Origin of the sequence: Micromonospora sp. CPCC 205554 (assembly GCF_036902745.1) — a bacterium.
GTDB lineage: Bacteria > Actinomycetota > Actinomycetes > Mycobacteriales > Micromonosporaceae > Micromonospora > Micromonospora tulbaghiae.
The window spans coordinates 60,692-80,561 of sequence record NZ_JBAKHP010000028.1; the positions used below are offsets into that span (position 1 = coordinate 60,692).

Annotated in this window: 22 protein-coding genes; 11 read left to right on the top strand and 11 right to left on the bottom strand. The window is 70.5% G+C overall.

The genetic code is table 11. The features are described 5' to 3' along the window. Nucleotides 1–9: 9 nt before the first annotated feature. The 8 genes from V6U82_RS26035 to V6U82_RS26070 all read left to right on the top strand — a co-directional run bounded on the left by V6U82_RS26035 (nucleotide 10) and on the right by V6U82_RS26070 (nucleotide 4,689). Nucleotides 10–543, top strand: a complete 534-nt coding sequence (locus tag V6U82_RS26035; RefSeq protein ID WP_334465466.1) for a DoxX family protein — start codon at nucleotides 10–12, stop codon at nucleotides 541–543. A gap of 159 nt (nucleotides 544–702) precedes the next feature. Further along, nucleotides 703–1,440 (top strand): peroxiredoxin, encoded by a 738-nt coding sequence (locus V6U82_RS26040; protein WP_334465469.1) that lies wholly within the window; start codon nucleotides 703–705, stop codon nucleotides 1,438–1,440. Nucleotides 1,441–1,465: 25 nt separating this feature from the next. Continuing rightward, nucleotides 1,466–1,756, top strand: a complete 291-nt coding sequence (locus tag V6U82_RS26045) for a glutaredoxin family protein (RefSeq protein WP_334465472.1) — start codon at nucleotides 1,466–1,468, stop codon at nucleotides 1,754–1,756. A gap of 6 nt (nucleotides 1,757–1,762) precedes the next feature. Further along, a complete protein-coding gene (gene trxA, locus V6U82_RS26050; protein ID WP_334465474.1) occupies nucleotides 1,763–2,203 on the top strand; it encodes a thioredoxin in 441 nt (146 codons plus the stop codon). Between the two features lie 156 nt (nucleotides 2,204–2,359). Continuing rightward, entirely contained in the window at nucleotides 2,360–2,671 is a 312-nt protein-coding gene (locus V6U82_RS26055; protein ID WP_334465476.1) for a hypothetical protein, read from the top strand. Then, nucleotides 2,668–3,624: a tyrosine-type recombinase/integrase gene (locus V6U82_RS26060; RefSeq protein ID WP_334465479.1), complete on the top strand. Its 957-nt coding sequence runs from the start codon at nucleotides 2,668–2,670 to the stop codon at nucleotides 3,622–3,624. The genes V6U82_RS26055 and V6U82_RS26060 overlap by 4 nt, the downstream gene beginning before the upstream one ends. 196 nt (nucleotides 3,625–3,820) lie before the next feature. Next, on the top strand, nucleotides 3,821–4,111 hold the full coding sequence (locus V6U82_RS26065) for an STAS domain-containing protein (RefSeq protein WP_334465481.1): 291 nt from the start codon (nucleotides 3,821–3,823) through the stop codon (nucleotides 4,109–4,111). 155 nt (nucleotides 4,112–4,266) lie between these two features. After that, the gene (locus tag V6U82_RS26070; RefSeq protein WP_334465485.1) at nucleotides 4,267–4,689 is read left to right on the top strand and encodes a hypothetical protein; all 423 of its coding nucleotides are present in this window, start codon (nucleotides 4,267–4,269) and stop codon (nucleotides 4,687–4,689) included. Here V6U82_RS26070 and V6U82_RS26075 read toward each other — a convergent pair. Continuing rightward, nucleotides 4,637–7,591, bottom strand: a complete 2,955-nt coding sequence (locus V6U82_RS26075; RefSeq protein WP_334465487.1) for a Tn3 family transposase — start codon at nucleotides 7,589–7,591, stop codon at nucleotides 4,637–4,639. The two genes, V6U82_RS26070 and V6U82_RS26075, sit on opposite strands and share 53 nt — an antisense overlap. A gap of 129 nt (nucleotides 7,592–7,720) precedes the next feature. On the opposite strand from V6U82_RS26075, the gene V6U82_RS26080 reads away from it, so the two are divergent. Next, the gene (locus tag V6U82_RS26080) at nucleotides 7,721–8,641 is read left to right on the top strand and encodes a hypothetical protein (RefSeq protein ID WP_334465490.1); all 921 of its coding nucleotides are present in this window, start codon (nucleotides 7,721–7,723) and stop codon (nucleotides 8,639–8,641) included. Nucleotides 8,642–8,819: 178 nt separating this feature from the next. On the opposite strand, the gene V6U82_RS26085 is transcribed toward V6U82_RS26080, so the two are convergent. The 7 genes from V6U82_RS26085 to V6U82_RS26115 all read right to left on the bottom strand — a co-directional run bounded on the left by V6U82_RS26085 (nucleotide 8,820) and on the right by V6U82_RS26115 (nucleotide 14,641). Next, nucleotides 8,820–9,059 carry a cold-shock protein gene (locus tag V6U82_RS26085; protein ID WP_047892967.1) on the bottom strand — a complete coding sequence of 80 codons (240 nt, stop codon included), beginning with the start codon at nucleotides 9,057–9,059 and terminating at the stop codon, nucleotides 8,820–8,822. Nucleotides 9,060–9,742: 683 nt separating this feature from the next. After that, entirely contained in the window at nucleotides 9,743–10,993 is a 1,251-nt protein-coding gene (locus V6U82_RS26090; RefSeq protein WP_334465499.1) for a hypothetical protein, read from the bottom strand. Nucleotides 10,994–11,097: 104 nt separating this feature from the next. After that, the gene (locus V6U82_RS26095) at nucleotides 11,098–12,231 is read right to left on the bottom strand and encodes a hypothetical protein (RefSeq protein WP_334465502.1); all 1,134 of its coding nucleotides are present in this window, start codon (nucleotides 12,229–12,231) and stop codon (nucleotides 11,098–11,100) included. 58 nt (nucleotides 12,232–12,289) lie between these two features. Then, nucleotides 12,290–13,339, bottom strand: coding sequence for a hypothetical protein (locus tag V6U82_RS26100; RefSeq protein WP_334465505.1), 1,050 nt, complete (start codon nucleotides 13,337–13,339; stop codon nucleotides 12,290–12,292). Then, the gene (locus V6U82_RS26105; protein ID WP_334465507.1) at nucleotides 13,336–13,533 is read right to left on the bottom strand and encodes a hypothetical protein; all 198 of its coding nucleotides are present in this window, start codon (nucleotides 13,531–13,533) and stop codon (nucleotides 13,336–13,338) included. Before V6U82_RS26105 ends, V6U82_RS26100 begins: the two co-directional genes overlap by 4 nt. 392 nt (nucleotides 13,534–13,925) lie before the next feature. Beyond that, entirely contained in the window at nucleotides 13,926–14,330 is a 405-nt protein-coding gene (locus V6U82_RS26110; protein ID WP_334465510.1) for a hypothetical protein, read from the bottom strand. Next, nucleotides 14,327–14,641, bottom strand: coding sequence for a hypothetical protein (locus tag V6U82_RS26115; protein WP_334465512.1), 315 nt, complete (start codon nucleotides 14,639–14,641; stop codon nucleotides 14,327–14,329). The genes V6U82_RS26110 and V6U82_RS26115 overlap by 4 nt, the downstream gene beginning before the upstream one ends. 154 nt (nucleotides 14,642–14,795) lie before the next feature. On the opposite strand from V6U82_RS26115, the gene V6U82_RS26120 reads away from it, so the two are divergent. Beyond that, nucleotides 14,796–15,662, top strand: a complete 867-nt coding sequence (locus V6U82_RS26120; RefSeq protein WP_334465514.1) for a PIN domain-containing protein — start codon at nucleotides 14,796–14,798, stop codon at nucleotides 15,660–15,662. A 24-nt stretch (nucleotides 15,663–15,686) separates the two neighbouring features. On the opposite strand, the gene V6U82_RS26125 is transcribed toward V6U82_RS26120, so the two are convergent. From V6U82_RS26125 to V6U82_RS26135, 3 genes are read right to left on the bottom strand one after another with little or no spacing between them, the layout of a single operon-like run. Next, nucleotides 15,687–16,745 (bottom strand): hypothetical protein, encoded by a 1,059-nt coding sequence (locus V6U82_RS26125; RefSeq protein ID WP_334465516.1) that lies wholly within the window; start codon nucleotides 16,743–16,745, stop codon nucleotides 15,687–15,689. A 13-nt stretch (nucleotides 16,746–16,758) separates the two neighbouring features. Further along, the gene (locus tag V6U82_RS26130) at nucleotides 16,759–18,264 is read right to left on the bottom strand and encodes a relaxase/mobilization nuclease domain-containing protein (RefSeq protein ID WP_334465518.1); all 1,506 of its coding nucleotides are present in this window, start codon (nucleotides 18,262–18,264) and stop codon (nucleotides 16,759–16,761) included. Continuing rightward, the gene (locus V6U82_RS26135; protein WP_334465521.1) at nucleotides 18,261–18,704 is read right to left on the bottom strand and encodes a plasmid mobilization protein; all 444 of its coding nucleotides are present in this window, start codon (nucleotides 18,702–18,704) and stop codon (nucleotides 18,261–18,263) included. Before V6U82_RS26135 ends, V6U82_RS26130 begins: the two co-directional genes overlap by 4 nt. Before the next feature lie 457 nt (nucleotides 18,705–19,161). On the opposite strand from V6U82_RS26135, the gene V6U82_RS26140 reads away from it, so the two are divergent. Next, nucleotides 19,162–19,653 carry a hypothetical protein gene (locus V6U82_RS26140; protein ID WP_334465523.1) on the top strand — a complete coding sequence of 164 codons (492 nt, stop codon included), beginning with the start codon at nucleotides 19,162–19,164 and terminating at the stop codon, nucleotides 19,651–19,653. Nucleotides 19,654–19,870: the final 217 nt, after the last annotated feature.

The window sequence follows — 19,870 nt, forward strand, 5'->3', positions numbered from 1 at the left end:
GTGAAGGAGGTGATTGCCGTGGACCTCGGCCTGTTGCTCCTGCGTCTGCTGATCGGTGCGCTGATGGCCGCCCACGGCGCGCAGAAACTGTTCGGCTGGTTCTCCGGCCACGGCCTGACCGGAACCGCCGACTTCCTGGAATCGCTGGGCTGGCGCCCCGGCCGCACGTTCGCGCTTGTCCTGGGAGCCGCCGAACTCGTCGGCGCACTGGCCCTCGCGCTCGGCGCCGGCACGCCGGTCGCCGCCGGCGTGCTCATCGCGGTGCTGGCCAACGCGGCCTGGGTGGTGCACCGGCCCAACGGGCTGTGGAACACCGCCGGCGGCTACGAGTACCCGCTGGTGCTCGCCGGCGCCGCGCTGACCCTGGCTTTGACCGGGCCCGGCCGGTTCAGCATCGACCATCTGGCCGGCTGGCAGCTGCCCACCCTCGCCGGGGCGGTCCTGGCCATCGGCGTCGGCGTGACCGGCTGGCTGGTCGGCGACACCACCCGCGACGCCGCGTCCCTCGGCCTGTTCGACCGGTGGATACGACCCAGCACCTGATCACCACGCTTGAGGAACAACACGGCTCAAACAGCACTCCGGCCCGCCCGCCGTAGGGCCGGACCGCCTGGACACCCCGTAAGCCTGGCCCGGGCGGCCACCCCGCCCGTACCCGGCGAAAGACCCTCCGTTGACGACATGTTCGCAGGAGCGATCATCATGCAGACCAACGGTTACCCGCGGGCGCTGCACGAGCTCGAGCAGCAGTTCGCCCGCCTGGCCCCCGACATCCCCGACGGGCCGCACAAGCAGGCGCTGGCGGTGCTGCACGGCATCACCACCGAGATCTGGCGCACCGTCCAGCACGACCGCATGCCCGGCTCCGGCGCGAACATCCGCGAGATCGCGGACCTGTGGCAGAGCGCCCCGCCCATGGAAGGCGCCGCCGCCACCACCGGCCTGCCGGTCGGCGACCCCGCCCCCGACTTCACCCTGCCCGACGCCACCGGCACCCCCGTACACCTGGCCGAACTCCGTGGCCGACCCGTGGTGCTGGTGTTCTACCCCCTCGATTGGAGCCCGGGCTGCAGCCAGCAACTCGACCTCTACCAGCAAGAACTCGACGAGTTCCGCAGCCGCGGCGCGACGGTGCTGGCCATCTCACCCGACAGCGTCTACAGCCACGGCGCGTGGGCCGCGGTCCGCGGGCTGAGCATCCCGCTGCTCTCGGACTTCCACCCCCACGGCGACGTCGCCCGCCAGTACCGGGTCTGGCGCGACGGCGACGGATTCAGCGACCGCGCCGTCTACGTCATCGACCCGCACGGCGCGATCGCCTACCGGCACGTCTCGCCGTACCTGCACCACATCCCCGAGCTCGACGAACTGCTCACCGCCGTCGACGCCGCCCGCGGCAGCACGGACACCGAACCGGCCAACCACCACACCAGCCGCTGACACCCAGGAAGGAGGACCACCCGCCATGATCGGCATCTCTGCGTACCCGCAACCGTATGCACCGCAGGTCCGGCCGGTGTCCCCGGTCGTGGTCTACGGGCGCCGCTGGTGCGCCCTGAGCCAGATGGTGCGCCGATACCTCGACCGCGCCGGCATTCCCTACGACTACGTCGACCTCGACACCAACCCGAACGCGCAAGCACAGCTCACCTGGATGACCGGCGGCCGCGTGCACAGCCCCATCGTCTCGGTCGGCGGGCAGCTGCTGGTGCAGCCCAGCATCGCCGAGCTGCAATGGGTGCTCACCAGGATGTGACCCACCATGACCACCACCACGACAGCAGGCAGCGTGATTACCTGCCCCGCCTGCCAGAAGAAGAACCGGATCCGGCCCAGCCCCAGCGGCACACCCCGGTGCGGCGCCTGCCACCAGCCGCTGCCCTGGCTGGTCGAAGCCACCGACGCCACCCTCGACGCCGAACTGCAAGCCAGCGTGCCGGTACTGCTCGACCTGTGGGCGCCCTGGTGCGGCCCCTGCCGCACCATGGCACCGGTGCTCGAGCAACTGGCCCGCGACCGCGCCGGACACCTGAAAGTCGTCAAGGTCAACGTCGACCAGAACCCGGCCGCCGCCAGCCGCTACCAGGCCCAGAGCATCCCCCTGCTGGTGCTCACCCGCAACGGCACCGAACTGGACCGGCGCACCGGCGCCCTGCCCGGGCACCAGCTGCGCGCCTGGATCGACAGTGCCCGGCGCACCTGACACCCATGACAGGACCACGACGAGCGCCCGCCGCGTCAACCACGCCGGCGGGCGCCACGACATGCGCACGCACGGTCCCACTCATGGCCGACCCGGCCCCTACACCAAGATCGACCCACTACAGATAAGACTGGTTATCTGAAGTAGAATCCCGACGTGACTTCAGATAACGCGCACCAGCGGCATCCGCAGGCCGCCGGAATCGCTTCAGATAACACGAAGCCTGCCGCAACGACCCCGGCCTGCGGTGAACCCGTCGGAGTCCCGGCCGCCTACGGCGTGGTGTTCCACTTCTGCCCGGCCCTGGGCGAGCCGCCGGTCTGCGGCCGCGTCCCGGCCTCCGCGCTGCTGCGCCACGCCGCCCTGCCCGCCGCCGACGTCCCCGCGGACCTGCGCTGCCGCACCATCGGCTGCCGCACCGCGTACGCCGCCCTCGAACACCACGGCCCGGCCGGGACGCCCCGATGAGCGCGGCACCCGCCGCCGGGCAACCCCGGCCGCGCCGCGGCCGCGCCCCGGTCGCGCTGCCCCCGCCCGCCGAAGCCGTACTCACCACCTACCGAGCACAGCTGGGCAGGGCCACCATGCTCGACGACGACACCCGCCGCGCCTACACCTCCCGCGTTCGCGGCTACCTCGCCTGGCTCGCCACGGCCGAGCTCGACGGCGACCCGCTGTCCGACCCGGCCGCCCGCGACGGTGCGGTGCGCGACTACCGCACCCACCTGCAAACCGTCGCCAAACGCAAACCCGCCACCATCAACACCACCCTCGCCGCACTCGGCGACTTCTACACCCGAGCCGGCCTCGGCACCCCCCATGCCGCCCGGCTGGACCTGCCCAAACGCGCCCCCCGCGGCCTCGACGCCCGCGACAGCATGCGCTGGCTACGCACTGTCGAACGCTGGCTCAGCCCCCGCGACCGGGTCGTGGCCCTGCTGCCCTACTACGCCGGGCTGCGCCTGGGCGAAGTCGTCGCGCTCGACACGGGCGACGTGCAGCTGTCCGCCCGCAAGGGCGTCATCACCGTCCGGGCCGGCAAGAACCGCAAGTACCGCGAAATCCCCGTCCACGCCGGCCTGCGCGAACACCTCGCCCTGTGGATCAACGACGAACGGCCCGGCTGGCCCGGCGCCGAGAGCCCCGCACTGCTGCTCAACCAGCGCGGCGGCCGGCTGTCCGACCGCGGCGCCCACGGCATCCTGCTGTCCATCGCCGCCGAAGCCGCCGTCACCGCCGACTTCACCGGCGGCCACGTGCTGCGCCACACCTTCGGCACCCGCCTCGTCCGCGAGGGACACGACCTCGTCCTGGTCGCCGAACTCATGGGCCACGCCCGCCTCGAAACCACCCGGGCGTACAGCCTGCCCACCGACGCCGACCGCGAAGCCGCCATCGGCAGCCTCCTCACCGACCGCTGACCAGTACCTACACCGGCCTACTGGCCGGTTCCCGGCGTACTCCGCTCGGCCCCATACCGGCGGAGGCACACGGCCGGGGGTCGTCGATCCGCCCCTAAATGCATCTACGAGGACGATGCGCCGTGGTGGAAAGCGCCGTAGCGTCGCAACCACGAGGTGACGCTCCATGAATAGGACTTTGTTGCAGGTCACGGCTGTGCCGGACTCTGACGGGACAGCCACCGCGGTGCACATCCGTGCCACCGGCGAGATCGACGTATCGAGCGCGCTGCTGCTGAACGACGCCCTCAGCGCGGCCGCTGCCGAAGGCTACGGCGAGATACACCTCGACCTAGCCGAGGTGACGTTCTTCGACTGCGCCGGCCTGCGCGCGCTAGAAGACGCCGATGGGGCCGCGCCCGGCAGGTTGCGGCTGGTCGCCGTCGGTGAGCCGGTACGGCTGGTCCTGCACCTGCTCGATCAGCAACGCCGTTTTCTCGTCGCGTAGCCGTTCGCGACCATCTGCGCCGACGCCACGGCTCACATGGGGGTCCACCACCGCACACCGACTGACCGAACCCCGGTCTCACCGTCTGCGCGCCGGTGCCGATAGGAGCACCAAGAGCCACGTGCGCGGGACGGGTCCGGGGAGAGGGGATCGACGTGGGCGAGGCCGCCCGGTTGCAGGCGCTGCACGGGTACGAGGTCCTAGATGCCCCGGCCGACGACGAGCTTTCGGCGGTGGTGCGCGCGGCAGCGGTCGTGGCGGGTGCGCCCACCGCGACGCTGAACCTGATCGACGAGAACCGGCAGTGCCAGCTCACCACGGTCGGGTTCGACGGCGGCGACTCCGCCCGCGACGACTCGATGTGCGCGGTGGTATTCGCCAGCGGGCGCAGCACCCACGTTCCCGACGCCCGGCTCGATGCCCGGTTCGCCGCGAACCCGTGGGTCACCAGCCGGGCATACCCACCGGCCTGGCAGCTATGCATCCTCCTTGTTCCTAGGGCGCCGTGGAGCGGTGCTACCTCGGTCATCGTGGTGCTGCCGCGCCGAGCGCGAGCCGGCTGGTCATGTCGAGCTTGATCTCGCCGTACGGGGCGACGTGCGTCCAGAACAGCGGGGTCAGGCCGCGCCGGTCGGCGTCGGTGAGCTGCGCGGCCCAGTCGTCGTCGGCCAGCACGTCCTGGACCATCAGCGTGTTGACGTAGACCAGGGCGGCTTGCAGCACCCGCAGGCAGAGCACGGACAGTTCCTGCTCGTCGCGGCGGTTGGTGGCGATGTCACCGCCTTTGCCGTAGAAGATCACGCTGTTCGCGCGGTTCCACGACTCGACGACGTTGAGCCCTTCGTTGATCTCGCGTTGCAGGTCGCGGTTGCGCAGGTAGCGGGCGACGAAGATGGTGCGCTGGGCGCGGCCGACCTCGATCATCGCCTGGTAGGTGGGGTGGATCGCGTTGGCCCGAGTGAACCGGCGCAGGATCGCCTCCGTGGACGCGGTGCCGGCCCGGATCGCGGTCGCATATTTGATCATCTGGTCGTACTGCTCGGCGATGATGTCCCACCGGATCGGCCGCGACAACGCCGGGCCCAGCCGCGGGTACGCGTCGGCCTCCCCGGTGGCCGGCCGGTACAGCCGCACCTTGTTGATCCGCTTGATCCGCGGCAGCAGGTCGAAGCCGAGCAGCCGGGTGATGCCGAACCCGACCTCGGACTGGCCGTGCGAGTCGACGTAGTTGCCCTCGACCTCCATCGTGGTGCCGTGCCGCATCGCCCCTTCGACCATCGCGGCGACCTCGGACGCGGTGCAGGAGATCAGCTGGGAGTGAATCGCCATGCTCTTACGCTCGACGTGCCAGTAGATGAGCACGCCGCGGCCGCCGTAGCGCGAGTGCCATTCGGTGAAGATGTTCTGGTCGAACGCGCCGAAGTGCGTCGAGTCGCTGGCCACGGCGGTGGACCCGGCGCCCCACACGGTCTGCGCGCGGGCCGCGAACGTGGCGTTGGCGATCTCCGTCGCGATCGTCCGGGCCACCTCGGCGGTCAGATACCGGCGGCGCACGTAGCGGATGTCGTCCTCGCCGTGCCCGTGCGCCGCGTTGCCGGCGATCGCCCGGATCCCGGTGTTCGTGCCGTACGCATAAATAGCCAGCAACAGCCGCTCGGCCAGCACCTCGGGCGCCAGGTCGCCGCGGCCCGCCGTGCCGGTCACCCCGGCCAGGCAGCCGGTGCGCAGCACCGCCTCCTTGAGCATGTCGATCAGCGGGACCGTGCCCCACCGGGTGCGGACCTCGCTCTTGAGCCGGCGCAGGTTACGCGGCTCGGGCGCGGCGTCGAGGTCGCTCAGCTTGATCGGCCCGTTCTTGCCCCGCTCGGCGATCTCCAGCCAGGCCAGCTTCGGCAGCGACGTGTCGAGTGCGGCCAGTTCGTCGCGCATCTCGGCGCGCAGCTGCTCGATGAACGCGGTCGGGTCCAGCGGTTTGCGCAGGGCGGCGTAGTGGGCGTCGCGGTGGGCCTCGAAGTCGTGCGGGAGGTCCTGGTCGGGGTTGCGCCACTTGTCGGCGCCGACGACCCAGATCTCCTTGCAGCGCAGCTGCTCGCGCAGCGCCTGGAAGGTGCAGATCTCGTACACGCTGCGAACCACCCGCCGGCCAGCCTTGCCGGCGTCCTTGAAGACCAGGGTGGTCCAGTCGCCCAGCACCCCCTTGTGGGTGGGCACGCTCTCCCCGGCGGGGAAGTAGGTCAGCCGCGCGTCGGCGTGCCGCCGTATCAGGGTCAGGGCGTCCAGGACCGGCCGGTGGGTGGCGTTGTTCGACCGGAACTGCAGCACCTCGAGCAGCTCGATCAACCCGCGGCGATAGTGGTGGGAGTACGACGCCTTCAGCGTGGTCTGCACCGTGCGCCGGTACACCGGGCCCTTGGTCTTGAACTCGTGCACCAACTCGCGCAGGGTCTGCTCGCCGCCCGAGACGGCGGGGTAGACGACCTCGCGGACGGCGTCGTCGGGCCGATCGAGCGCGGCCTCGGCGATCGCGAACAGCAGGTTCTCCTTGCCGGTGACCCGCTTGAACGCATTCACCAGCTCCTCGGTGACCTTGCGGTCCGCGCGGGCGCCGATCCGGTGCACCGTGGAAATCAGCAACTCCACCAGCGTGTCGGTGATCTCCCGCAGCCGGCTGTGCAGCAGTGCCGCGAGCAGCGTCAACGTCAGCAACTCGGGGTGATCGCGCAGGTGCGACGGGGACTCCACCATCGCCCGGGCCCGCCAGCCCGCGAGCACCCGCGGAGCGACGTCGGCGAACAGGTCGCCCGGCAGCCCGATCGCCCGGGCCGCGCGCAGCTTACGGATCTCGGTGAGCATCGACTCCAGGCTCACATTGCCCGGCACCGACTTGATCAACGCCAACACCGACTCGGTGTCGCCGTCCGCGACCTCGACCGCGACCAAGGCGCGCAGCCGGCCGGCGACCTCGACGGGCAACCTGGCCGTGATCCTCGCGGTGAGCGTCAGCTCGGCCTGGTGCAGCGCCGAACGCACGATCCGCTCGATCCGCCCCGCCGTCGGCGGCTCGATCCGCTCGGCCCGGCACCGCACCAGCAGCTCGTCGCGGACCAGCTCCGGGCGCCGCTCGGCCTCACACACCGCAGTGGCCAGCCACTGCGTCAACTGCTCAGCATCGGCCACCGTGCACTCGCGGAAGCCCAGGTGGCTGCGGATCTGCGCCCGGTGGTACTCGATCGTGCGGCCCGACCACTCATACAACCCGAGCTCGGCCGCCTCGACGCCGACCTGCCGGGCGACGAACTCGACCGCATCGCCCGGCAGCTCGCCGCGGCCACGCGGAAACCGGCCGGCCCAGATGTAGAACTTCAACAACAGCGCGAACCCGAGCTTCGTCGGCCCGCGCTTGCCCGCAACCAGCACCCGCTCGTCATCCAGCAACGTCCAATGCTCGACAAGCTCATCGAGATCCAACGATCGCGCCATGGCCGCAGATGATCGCCTACCCAGCCCCGACCCCAGCGCCCGGGCTCACCTCCGCCCGCGCGCACCACGCTGACCAGAAGAAACACGCTCGTTTGCGGCTGGTGACACAGTCCTTACCGGCACCCCGAGTTGCTCGACACCCGCCGCCGGCTCCGCGCGATCAACGCCGTCATCGACCTCATGGCCGACACCACCCCACCGCCGTCGGCCGCCCCGCCCGCCGTACCCGTCACGGTCGGCAACTGGATGCCGACAGACCTGCGCGACAGCCTGACCCCCGACGAACAGACGTGGCTGGACCGGCGCGTGCAGCACGTCGCCGGCGGCGGCGTCGTCCAGGACGCGGCCTGCACCAGCGACCTGGCCGCCTTCTCCGCACCGTTCGACAAGGCGCTCACCCACGCCCTCGCCGACCCCGGCAACACGGAGATGGCCGTCGCGGTGATGCTCAAGTGCGACGACCCCGCCTGGCGTCAGGCCCTCTACAGCGCCGCCGGGCAGGCCGTGCACCAGGCAGTACGCGACGCGCCCTCGCCAGCCTCGGCGGCGGGCCCGTCGACGCAGCGCGATAGCCGAGCGGACCAGTCCGAGGTGATCAGCCCGCTGGCGCCGGCCGCCATCGTCGCGGCCACGACGCCGGCGGATCGGGCGCTGCTCGACGCCTGCACTCAGCAGGCCCTGCGCGTCGACGCCGTCCAGGCCGCCGCGCGCGCCGGTGACCAGACCGCCTTCAGCACGACGTTTGCCGCCGCGATGACCACCGCCATCGCGCAGCTCGACGACCCCGCCGACGTGGTCCGCCTCGCCGACCTCCACGGCGATCAGGCGTTCCGCCAGGGCCTGACCAACCTGGTCTGGGACAAGCTCACCCCCCGGCCAGCAGAGCCGCCGCAGAGTGGCACCGGCACGCGCCCCGTCCACGCGGCTGCGGTCGCCGCCACGGCGTTCGTACCTGCGACCGGCACCGGGGCGGCAGCGCCCGTCTCACCCGCCCCCGCCACTCCCCACCGGGTCGCCCACCACGACCACGCCCACGTACCCGAGCGGTGACCCCGTACCGACGCCGGCCGCGGCCCTCCCTCTCCTGAGTGCCATGGTCCCCATCCGTGTTCGGTCAGGGCGACGTCCCGGCGTGCTCGCGTCGGCGCAGCGGTGGTGCCGGGTCGTCATTCGGGCCCAGCCGTAGTTTCCAGCCCAAAAACAACGCCAAGGGGAGACCCGGCGAGGGCTACGACAACTTCGTGATCTCGACAGCCCGAGCGGGATAGCCATCTTGGCCGGGAACTTCGTAGCGGCACCGCACTTGCTCGCCAGGCGTGAGGCTGCGGTACTCGGTAGGCCCGGCGACGATCGCGGAGTAGTGGGCCCAGACGGTGAGCTCGGCGTGGTCGAGCGCGAGGGTTCCCCACCCCTCTTCGGCGTTCCAGCTGCTCACCACGCCGGTGTCCTGGGTGCTTTGGCCGCCCATGAGCACCACCGTACCGAGGCCGCTCGGGCTTGGCGCCCAACAAACCCGTACCCGACTTGTTGGGCACTCCGGCTTTCTGCACAGGTTTGTTCAACAGCGCCGACCGGCCAGATAGCCGGTTTCTGATCTTGTCCGGTAAGCGGTCGATTCTCGGACAGCACCGCGCCGGAACCGCGCCCCATTCACATTCGCCGCCGCAGGCCCGTCACCTTCGGCAGTGCCCGATCGATGCACAGGGCAAGGGGTCGCGCGTCGACGGGCCACGTGCCACCTCTGCCGCACCGCACTGTCGACAACGCGCAGCACGGCCGGCACCCGGGGGGTGGGTGCCGGCCACACGCTGTCTCCGGGCACCCCCGCATCGTGAGCAGACACGGACCCCGTGCTCGCGGATCAAGTTCACCGCTCGTCGCGGCCCTTGCGATAAGAAGCCACAAGCCATCCGAGGAACCCGATGAGCAGGAGAATCACGACAAGGACACTGACCTGCCAGGGCTTCATGGCCTGGAAGCGTATCGAACCTCGCGAGCGCTTTGTGGGCAGGTCCGGACGCTACGGCCGGGTGGAGAGCTTGATCAACCCTCAGTTCTTAGCGTTGTTTTTGGGCTGGAAACTACGGCTGGGCCATTCGGTGGTTGCTGCCCGACCTGCCGGCGTGCTCTCCCGGCCGCCGGCCAGCGATGTCACGCTGCGGATTCAGGCAGGTAGCCGTGGCCGATGAACAACCGGGTGAAGTAGCGGCGCAGCATCGGCAGAGACTGCTCCTGCGACTGGAACTCCGCGCCGCCGAAGCGCACGACCTCGTAGCCGGCCAGGTGGAGTTCCCGATCTGCGGCGACCATCTCGGCGTAGCGACGAGGGCTTGCCCGCCCGTCGTCCTCGGCGTAGTGCTGCTTGCCGTCACACTCGATGACGAGCCGCCAACGGCCGCGCATCAGCAGCAGGAAGTCCATCCGCTGGCGCGGTAGCGGTCCCGGCTCACGCCGCTGGGCCCGGGTGTAGGGGTCGTAGTGCAGGTAGACCTGTGGAATCAGCGCCGGCAGGTCAAAGCCGTGTTCGCTGAGCAGCTCGCCGTATGCGCGGAACACCTGCCGCTCCGGGCCGGGTGGGTCCGAGGGCTTGCGGTCGCGGTCCAGCGAGCGCCGCAGACGCAGGTACAACTGCCGACCGGCCTCCTGTTCGCTGGTCCCGGGCTCAGCGTGGGTTTCGGTCCACCAGGTAACCAGTTGCCGCCAGCTCAACCCGCTGGGGTCCAAGCCGCGGTCGTAGACGAGGCAGAACTCGCCGTTCTTGCTGATCTCGATGGTGTTGCTCACCGCGTCGGTCAGCACCAACTCCGGTTTGGGACCGTCCGCGGCGAAGATGAGGTTCTTGAACGGCGAGTCGACTCCGGTACGCCGGCCGGCGTGCACCTGGAGCAGCCCCCACAGGCGTGGTCGGTAATGCTGCTCGACAACGCGTGAGCCGAGTTGGCACAGCTGGTCCAGCGTGTAGTCGCTGGTCCGGCTGCGCACGTACGCACGCTTGCTGGCCATCGCCTCGTCGACGTCGCCATCTTCGAGTCCGAACGCCCGGCAGACGTCCGGGAGCTTGGTGGCACTGACCTCCCACAACGTCTCGGCGATCTCGTCGCGCAGCTGCATCGCATCCGTGCCGCTGCCCAAGTCGTTGCGGGCGAAGGGGTCGGCGAGCACTGGCGCGATGCTCACCTGGTGATTGCCGCTGTGCCCCCACTTTCGGACCCGATCGAACTGCGCTGCGATCACCTGCAGATCCGCCGGCCGAAACAGCCCGACGAACACGGGATGCACGCGCAGCACCACGGGAACGGGCGCGGGCTCCCACGGCGACAATTTCCCGATCTCTGCCTGCTCGGCCAGTGACAGCAGCCGCGCCGCGTGCTGGTTCCCGGCTTGGACCAGCATCTGCGACACGGTGGCTAGCTCCTTGCTCGTCTGGCTATCCACCGTGGCGTCCCTCGGGCACGGATGTCACTGTAGGCGAAGGCACCGACACGGGACTGGTGCCTCCGTCCCGGTCATGAGTGGTACCGCTGGTGCAGGCGGTCGAAGAACGCGCTGAGCATGTGCTGTGCGGCATCGTCGTCGACGAGCTCGGCGCCGCCGAAGCGGTAGACCTCGTACCCCTTCAGGCGAAGGTCGCGATCTGCGCGCATCATGTCGGCGTACTGGCGCGGGTTGGCGCGGCCGTCGTCGTCGGCGTAGTGCTGCTTGCCGTCGCATTCGATGACGACGCGGGCCCGGTGAGGCAAGAGCAGCAGGAAGTCCATGCGTTGACGTGGGAGCGGGCCGGGTGCCCGTCGCTCGGTCGCGGTGTATGGGTCGTAGTGCAGGTAGACCTGCGGGATCAGAGCTGGGATGTCGGAGCCGAGCCGGACGTAGCGCTCGGCGTAGGTGCGCAGGATGCGCCGTTCGGCGTCGTTGTCGCCGAGCGACTGGTCCAGCCTTCGATAGAGGCTACGTGAGATGTCCCGCTCCGGCTCGCCGGTCATTCCTTGTCGATCGGCCCACCAGTCGGTCAGCTCGGCCCAGGTCAGGCCGTGTGCGCCCAACGGCCGGTCGTACACCAGGCAGTTGTCGGCGTTGCGGACGAAGTGCAGGTCGTTGTTGACGGCGTCGTCGAGCACGATCTCCGGCTTGGGCCCGAGCGCGGCGAAGATGAGGTTCTTCATGGAGCCGCGCACGCCGGAGCCGATCAGGCGGTAATCGAAGATCGGAGCGCCGCTGATGGCATCGACCTGGACGATCTCGTAGCCGTCGTGGATCAGCACCTCATTGAGGAAGTCTCGAAGCTGTTCGACCTCGGCAAGGTTGGTGCGGACCTCGGGGTGCAGGATCTCGACGAGGAAGGCCAGCAGTGCTTCGTCGTCGTCCGCCAGCCCGAACCGGTCATCCCTGAAGATCCAGTCGTCGGGCCAGTCGAGCGGGTTGAGCACACGGTGCTGGAAGATGTCCCGACCGGCGGTGTCGTAGCGTGGGTCGATGCTCGGCATCTGCTCCAGCGGGTAGAGCCGGGCCAGGAAGTCTGGCTCGTCGAGGTCGCCGCTCCAGTGTGCCGTGGGCATAGCGGCGAACCCCTCGACCAGGCGGCGGCGGGTGACGTGGGTGATCCGGCCCGTCGCGGTCGCGCGCTGTTTCGGCGAGGACATCATCGGGCCCGGAGTGTACTGATAGCCCCCGACGAGCCGCCCTTACCGCGGTAGGAGGTGTTCAGGTGAACCACTGCCTCCACTGGTCCTCGGGTGTGGGGTTGTTCAGGACTCGGTCGATGGTGGGCACGGCCGGCTGCTCCAGCGCGTCGTCCAGGATGGTGAAGCGCGTCGGCATCACCTCGTGCTTTTTCCAGCGGCTGCCGTAGTCGGTGATCGTGCCGGTCAGCGGGTCGCGCTCCGTATCGAGGCGGCGATCCACCAGGCCGAAGTGATGCAGCGCACGGGCGCCGCGCCAGGTGTTGTCCTTGAACCCGAACTGACGGCGGTGCTCCTGCACCACGAACACGCCGCTGCCGGTGTTGTGCGCGATCGGGAAGGCTGCGCGTCGGGCTGAGAGGGCGAGGAACACGGCGATCTCGGTGTTGGTCAGCGCGAACACCCACAGGCTCGTGAAGAAGTGACGCGAGACGTACACGCCTTCCGTCGGCACGGTGTACTTGGGCCGGCTGACCGGGGTGCTGGCCTCGGACAGCGGCGTGATCCGGTTGAGGTCCCGCCGGCCCGGGCGGCTCTTGTCCGGGCCGATGTCCACCAGGTGCTGTTTGTCGAGCACCCGCAGCGCTTCCTTGATCTGCCGCCCCCTCAGCGCACCGGCTTCCCGGTAGTCGGAGCTGGTGTCGGAGAGCACCACCTTCTGCCAGCTCTTGATCGGCGCGTTCGCCTCCACGTCCTCGAACGTGCGGTCGACGCGGGCCCGCTCCCCGGGACCGTACCGACACTGGGCGTCGAAGAGCATGAGCAACTCCAGGCGAAGCGGCAGCCCTCTGGTCGGGACCAGGCGGGCCAGGGCCGGCCCGTGGTCGGCGCCGGGCTTCTGCCGCACGAAGTCCGGCCGGATCAAGATCCAATCAGGGCGACGCCCCGGGGTCCTGCCGTCGCGATTGCCGCCGTACTGCCAGAGGTGCTCCAGGTTCTGCCGGACCTCCTCGTGCAGCAAGGTGCTTCCCTCGGGCCCGTCGCAGGCGCTGAGCAGCGCGTTGTTGATGGCCGCCCGGGGCGGCCGGGTCGCCCTGGGGCGACCCGGCGGCACCGGCGAGACGACGCTCACCGCCCACCCCGCAGCGCACCGACGAACCGGGTGAGCTGGGTGAGGACGTCGATGCAGTGGCGGCGAGTCCGCGGGTGGCGGGCGGCCAGCGCCAGGACCGCCACCAGGACGACGCCAAGTGACACCACCGCCGTGGGGAGGGCGATCAGCAGGATGGCAGCCGCCCATCCGTGCTGGTCATCGAGGCCGAGCATGTGTCATTCTCCGATCGGTACGGGCTCCCGTCCGCCGTCCTACTTCCTACGGTCGATGGCGGGCGGGAGGCCCCTCTCCGGCCTGCCAAGCAGCAGCGCCAGGTGCAAGAGTGACGGCTCCCGCGCGGGTTGTCTCGTTGCCGATCTTGAATGGCATGTGCCCGCTGACCACGCCAGAAGTTCGAGTGAACGTCATTGACCTTGTGGTGTGGTCAGCGGGTAGAGGCGAACAGGCACACAGCTTTTTTGTGATCATCCCGGGTCCGCGCGATGGCCCAGGTTGCCCGCAGGGAGCGTTCCGCCGCCGAGTAGGCGATGCCAGACGCCGAGCACCCCTCGGTGGCCGGCACGGAGCGGCCTACGTGACGCTGGCCTTTGGGCCGGCGCCCCGGTCACTGATTCGGCATGTAGTTGATCGCCAGGCCCTCGCCGTAGCGATGCCCTTCTCCGGTCAGGATCTGCGCCCCGTGCTCCAGCGACGCCAGCACCGTCGTGGCCAGGTCGACCCGACTGGTCACCCCCAGCCAGTACGAGAGCTCCAACCAGTCCTCGCCCCACGTGGGCAGCACCGCGCAGGCATCCATCGCCAGCAGCGTGTAGAGGTCTTCGCGGTCCTTCGAGTCAGTCACCAGCTTCAGGGTCTCGGCCACGGTGACGGCGGTGACGCCGAAGCGCTGCCGGTCGGTGATGACCTCGCCCACCGGCTCCACGGCGTGGATCGACCCCGCGACGTACGCCAGCAGCGCCGAGCGGTCCAGCACGAGCGTGACCGGGGGCAGCTCGTCCTCAGGGCTCACGCGGCCGACGCCGACTGGTCCCCGCCGGCCTGCTCCTGCTCCATGTGCTTACGGACCCGCTCGCGGACCGCCGCGAACCGCTCCGCAGGCCACTCGGCCTGCACCGCGTACCGACGGGCGCGGGCGGCGGCCATGCCCTCCGAGGTCAGCGCCACCCCGCGTCGAGCCTGCTCGTCACGGAACTGCTCCCACGCCCGCTGGGCGCGCACGGCGCCGGTCACGTAGGCGCTCGCCTTGCCCGGGCCCTGCTGCTCCAGGGTCTCGGCTACGTCCTGCGGGACGGAGATCGACAGCTTCTTCACCGTGGTCATACCGTTCAGCGTACTCCGGTAGCAACCTTCTGGTGGCCGCGATGCGGGAGTAACTTCGCAGTTCCCGCCCTGCGTCGAGGGTGAAGATCCGGAACAACCAGGACGTCGGGGCCGACCGCGGTGACCACGGGTACGGGCCGTGTTGAATGGCGGGATGCTCGTCAACCCCCTGCCCGGCACCGAACGCACGGTGCTTGACTCCGCCCTCGACTACTTGCTCAACAGGCTGCGCACCGTCGCCGGAGGCGGCGGTGGGACAGCAGCCATCGAGCGGGCGTTCGCGTACATCGAGTGGGCTCACGAAGCACGCCGGCGGCTCTACAACCTGATCCGGCCCGCCGAGATGGAGCAGCTGCTCGGGCTGCGCAGCTACGAGACCATCCTCGCGGCCACCGTCCCGTTCGGGAGTCCGGGAGGGGAGCGGGTTCTCAACGGTCTGATCTCCACCGAACTCACCGAGCGAGTCACCGTCTTGGAGCAGGCGATCCGCCACCTCAAGGAGCGCGTCGACCAGCTCTACCGGGCCGGCATACTGGTCGTGCTCGACACCAACGTCTATCTGCACTACCCGCAGGAGCTGCACGAGATCGACCTTCGGCAGGACCTCGGGCTGCGCGAAGAACCGATCCACATCCTGGTGCCGATGGCCGTCGTCGACGAGCTGGACGGCAAGAAGCAGCACCAGAACAAGGACACTCGGCGGCGGGCCCGGATGGTCACGGCCAAGATCGAACAAGTGGTCCGGGACGGCGGCCGGCTCCGCGAGCAGGACTACTCACCACTGGACAGTGGTGGCATCCCGCGTGGCGAGATCACCCTGGACGTCGTCTTCGATCCGCCAGGGCACACCCGGCTGTCGATCACCGATGACGAGATCGTCGACCGCGCCGCGACCCTCCAGACCCTGGCTGGTCGCCGCGTCCGCCTGCTCACCTACGACACCGGCATGGCCATGCGAGGACGCAACGCCGGCCTGACTGTGCACAAGCTCCAGCACTCCAGGAGCGACGACGGGAAGTAGCTGGGCACGGCGCACGCCTGCCCTCTACCGGCCCGGCGCCTGGGCGGTCACACCCGCCGAAGGGGACCGCGGTGGCGCCGGCGGCGCCTCAGCCGGCCGGCCCGCAGACGTGGCGTCGGCGACAGCGGTCGCGGTCGACTGGGGGAATGCCTGGGCCGCGAGCTTCGCCCCGTGCACGTCCCGATCGACGGGTCCGGCGCCCGCCTGACCGGCCTCCGATCGGTCCCCGCGACCGCTTTCCTCCCTGCCGCCGCCCGTCTCCCGCCACTCACCGTCCAGGGTGACGGCAGGGCGATCCCCTTCGCCCTGGACGTTGCCGTCAGCCCGCGGCGTTGCGGCTCCCTGCTCGGTGGCGTAGTCGTCGACCACCCGGAACGCGTACGCGGCGGGCGTGTGGGCCCGGTCGACGAAGCCGGGCACCTGCCGCAGAAGGTCGCGCACGTCGTGCCCGGCGCGCTCCAGTTGGTCGAGCTTGTAGGCCAGCGCTGGCCACGCCGCCGAGGCGATGACCCGCTCCGCCCGGTCGGCGGACCACACCTCCCGCACGTGTACCGCCATCGCCTCCTGGCGCTCCTGGGCGGTGCGGCGCCGCTCGCCGGCGTCATCATGCCGGGCCTCCGCCGATCGGGCCTCCGCCGGTCGGTCGACGTCGTCCATGGCGGCGCGGTCGAGCTGGTCGGACAGCCATGCCTCGTCTCCCGGCCGGGCACCGGTCTGCGGGTCGACGTGGACGCCGCGCTCGGCGAGCCGCACCACGATGATCTGCTGGGCGGCCTGGGCGCGCGGGTCGACGGCCGCCCACTCGGTGCTGGCCCGCCAGGCCCGCGCGATGTCCTCGGCCGACGCCTGCCGCCACCACGACGGCCGGGTCGCCGGCCGCCACACGGTCGCGCCGGCCTGCTGGGCCGCCCGCACCTGGGCGCGGATGCGGCGGGCCTGCTCCTCGCTGGTCCGAGCGGCGCGTTGCAGCTGGGCGATGCGGATCTCGATGGCCGCCTGCGCGAGCTGGCCGGCGGCCTGGATCGCGGCGGTGACCGCCGCGGTGGTGCGCTGGTGGATCTCGGCCATCTCGTTCTCGGCCACTAGCTCGTCCTCCTCAACGCTGCGGATCGCGCTCGACCGTGGGGTCGACGCGGGGCCGGACCGGGCCCGGCACGGTGTGGACTGGCCGCTGCGGCGGCCCGCCCTGGTTCGGCATGTGCATCTGGTCGACGAGCTGGGCGCCTGACTGGAGCAGGGGCATCAGGTGCGCGGCGGCAGCAGCAGCGGCGCCGGCGGCGTGGGCCTGTTGCTGCGCGGCGCGCAGCTCGGCCAGCGCCACGACTAGGCGGGCCGCCTGGACGACGACGGCGAGCAGGACGGCCGCCTCACCGCCGTCGCGGGCGTGTCCGGCGACCAGCAGCGCGTCCGCCACGCGACCCAACTCCCGGGCCACCGATGACGTCGGCGGCGCCAGCGCGCGACGCGGTGGCGCCGCCGCCCGGGCCAAGGCGTCGGCGGCCCGGCTCATCGGACCCTGCCCTGACGGTTCGGTGGCCGCCGCCACCCGTGCCAGCAGCTCGGCGCTGGCCCGCGCCACCGCTGGCCACTGCGGCGAGTCGGGCGCCACCCCGGCCAGCCGACCGCTGATCGCCTCCAGCGCGGCGGCCGACGATCGCCACACCGCCATCCGGTCCTCGCCACGCAGGTTCGATTCCGTGGAATCCGCTGCCTTCCACTGGCCGACCGAGGGCCGCTCGGCCTCGGGCCATCGCGTGCGGACCTGGGGCAGGCTGAGGTCGCCGTCCAGGCTGCGCCCGGCGTACCAGGTCGGCGTGCCCGCCCCGGTCGGCCGCAGCGCGACGGCGTACCCGACCACCTGGTTCGGGTCCTTCGCCGAGGTCCGCGGGGCGACCAGCAGCCCCGCGCCCTTCATCCGTGCGACCCACTCGGTCTCACTCCGGGCGCCGGCCAGCGCCGCCCGGACCTGGCGGCGCAGCAGTTCCCGGTCCGGCGCCTGGCCGCTGCGCCGGGCCCGGTCGACCTCCGGCCGGTTCAGCTCCGGCCGCTTCGTCGCCCCGGCCCGGCCGGGTGTCCACTTGCCGAGCCCGAACTCGTCCTCCAGGAGATCGGCGACCTGCTGGCTGCGCCGCTTGTCCTGCCGCAGCCACACCGGCGCCCCGTCCTCGGTGGCGAGGGTGACGACCAGGTGCACGTGGTCGTTGCCCTTGGCCGACAGGCCGTGTCGCACCGCGATCCACCGGCACCCGGCCCGCTCCGCGTCGCCGGTGAAGCCCATCTCGGCCACGAACCGGCCCGTGATGCGGCCCCAGGTCGCGTCGTCGAGCTGCCCCTCCTGCGCGGGAAGGCTCAGCGAGCACTGCCACACGTACTGCTGCACCCCGCGCTCGCCGGCGGCGATCTGCGGCGCATCCAGCCGGGCCGCCAGCTCCTCCAGCGACCACCCGCCACCCTCGCGGTCGCGGCTCTCGGGGGCGAGCAGCGCCACGTCGTCGTACCCGGCGACCAGGTGCGGATTGACGTGTTCCTCGGCCTTTCCCGGCCCCCACAGGTACTCCAGCAGACCGCGTACCCGGCTGCCGTAGGTCACCTTCGGGATCATCGGCGGCCCGTCTGCGCGGCGGCGATCGCGGTCACCAGCTCGTCGGCGCGCGCCGCCACTCTCGCCAGATACGCCGCCGCTGCGGCCAGGTCCCCGCCCGGCTCACCGGTGGAGTGCAGCCGCGCCACGGCCTGGTTCAGGTTGTGCGCCGCACCCCGCACCTGCCGGTGCACACCCATCAACTCGACCAGCAACGGCCCCGCATCTCCAGCGCCGTCCGGACCGGCCGGGGCGGGCACGAGCGGCGCCGATCCGACCTCCGCCAAGTACGCCGAGGTGGCCATCCGGGCCGCCGCCGCGTTCGCCTCGACCGCCGTCATCTCCGCCTCGGACAGCCGCACAGTCACCCGGTGCACGCGCGGATCGTCGTCGCTGTGAGCCCGCCGCCGGCGCTGACTCGCACCGAACCGGACCACCCCGACCTGCGCCGGATCAGCCACGTCGACCACCCTCCCGGCGGACGCCGACCGCCGTGTATCGGCCGGCCGCAGCGCGGCCCGTCTGACCAAAAGTCAGACTTTTACTCCAACTTGCTCCGACGAAGGAGGCAGGTTGGGAACGCCGGCGGATTCCACGGAATCGACTGGTGGCCAGCGCTGTTAACGCCGGCGTTGCCGCAGTGCTTTGGTGCTCGTTGGCGACCGCGCTCGGTCGGGTGGTTGCTTAGCAGCCGCATATCTTGCTGGCGCGCCCGTGGCGCGTTTGGCGGCCAAACGGCATATCTTGCTCGCGCGGGCCGGTCGCATCGACGGCCACGGGGTCGGAAAAGAACGCCTAGCGAGAGGGGGCTACGGAAAGCGTGCACGTTTCGTGGGCTGCTGGTGGGGAAGGCGCGCTGAGTGTTTGCGCCTGTCGGGTGAGAGCTGAGCAGTCGTAACCCAAGGGAAAGGAGGAGCGGTGATTGGGCCAGTGCAACTCCTGATGATCGGCTTCAAGGGACCCCAGCCTCCCGACGAGGTGCGCAAGGAGCTGGATCACCTGCTCGTCGACCATAACCACGTACGGGTGATCGACGTGCTCACCCTCGTCATGCATAGGAATCGCACAGTTGAACGGCAACAGGCTCGGGATCTGCTTCCTGCACTTCCGGCAGATTCCGGCAACCTGGTGGACAGGCTACTGCGCGGGGCCGGGGCGGCGGCGGTAATGGGAGATAGCACCTCGGGCGGAGCGGGCTTCCTGTTCCGCGGTGACAATATTCCGCAGCTGCGGCAGCACATACAGCCAGGTACCGGCGCGGTGATCCTTCTTCTCGAACACCTTTGGGCTGTTCCGCTACGTGACGCTGTCGCGGAGTCCGACGCCTTCCCCGTCACGGACGCCTGGGTCGGCCGTACGGCCCTGCAGGACCTGAACCTGATGCCCTCCACGACGTCGACCTGGACCTGATGGCCCACGACGGGGATCGCTGCGAACCGGAGGGAGGCCGCCGCCTGGCTGGGCCACCTCGGGCCGTTGTTGCGCAGGCATGAAAGGCGGCTAACCATGGACTTCGCGTACATAGTGAGCCATTTTCATCGTGACGGCGTAGGTCACGGGCGGCGTGGGAGGCCGGTGTCCAGGTAGGACGAGGCTCCCGGTAAGACAGCAATCGACCAAGATCAGA

Coding starts and splice junctions, on each gene's coding strand:
- V6U82_RS26045 (WP_334465472.1), top strand. CDS start 1,466: ATGATCGGCATCTCTGCGTACCCGCAACCGTATGCACCGCAGGTCCGG.
- V6U82_RS26085 (WP_047892967.1), bottom strand. CDS start 9,059: ATGGGCGGCCAAAGCACCCAGGACACCGGCGTGGTGAGCAGCTGGAAC.
- V6U82_RS26040 (WP_334465469.1), top strand. CDS start 703: ATGCAGACCAACGGTTACCCGCGGGCGCTGCACGAGCTCGAGCAGCAG.
- V6U82_RS26075 (WP_334465487.1), bottom strand. CDS start 7,591: ATGGCGCGATCGTTGGATCTCGATGAGCTTGTCGAGCATTGGACGTTG.
- V6U82_RS26095 (WP_334465502.1), bottom strand. CDS start 12,231: ATGATGTCCTCGCCGAAACAGCGCGCGACCGCGACGGGCCGGATCACC.
- V6U82_RS26060 (WP_334465479.1), top strand. CDS start 2,668: ATGAGCGCGGCACCCGCCGCCGGGCAACCCCGGCCGCGCCGCGGCCGC.
- trxA (WP_334465474.1), top strand. CDS start 1,763: ATGACCACCACCACGACAGCAGGCAGCGTGATTACCTGCCCCGCCTGC.
- V6U82_RS26115 (WP_334465512.1), bottom strand. CDS start 14,641: ATGACCACGGTGAAGAAGCTGTCGATCTCCGTCCCGCAGGACGTAGCC.
- V6U82_RS26120 (WP_334465514.1), top strand. CDS start 14,796: ATGCTCGTCAACCCCCTGCCCGGCACCGAACGCACGGTGCTTGACTCC.
- V6U82_RS26105 (WP_334465507.1), bottom strand. CDS start 13,533: ATGCTCGGCCTCGATGACCAGCACGGATGGGCGGCTGCCATCCTGCTG.
- V6U82_RS26130 (WP_334465518.1), bottom strand. CDS start 18,264: ATGATCCCGAAGGTGACCTACGGCAGCCGGGTACGCGGTCTGCTGGAG.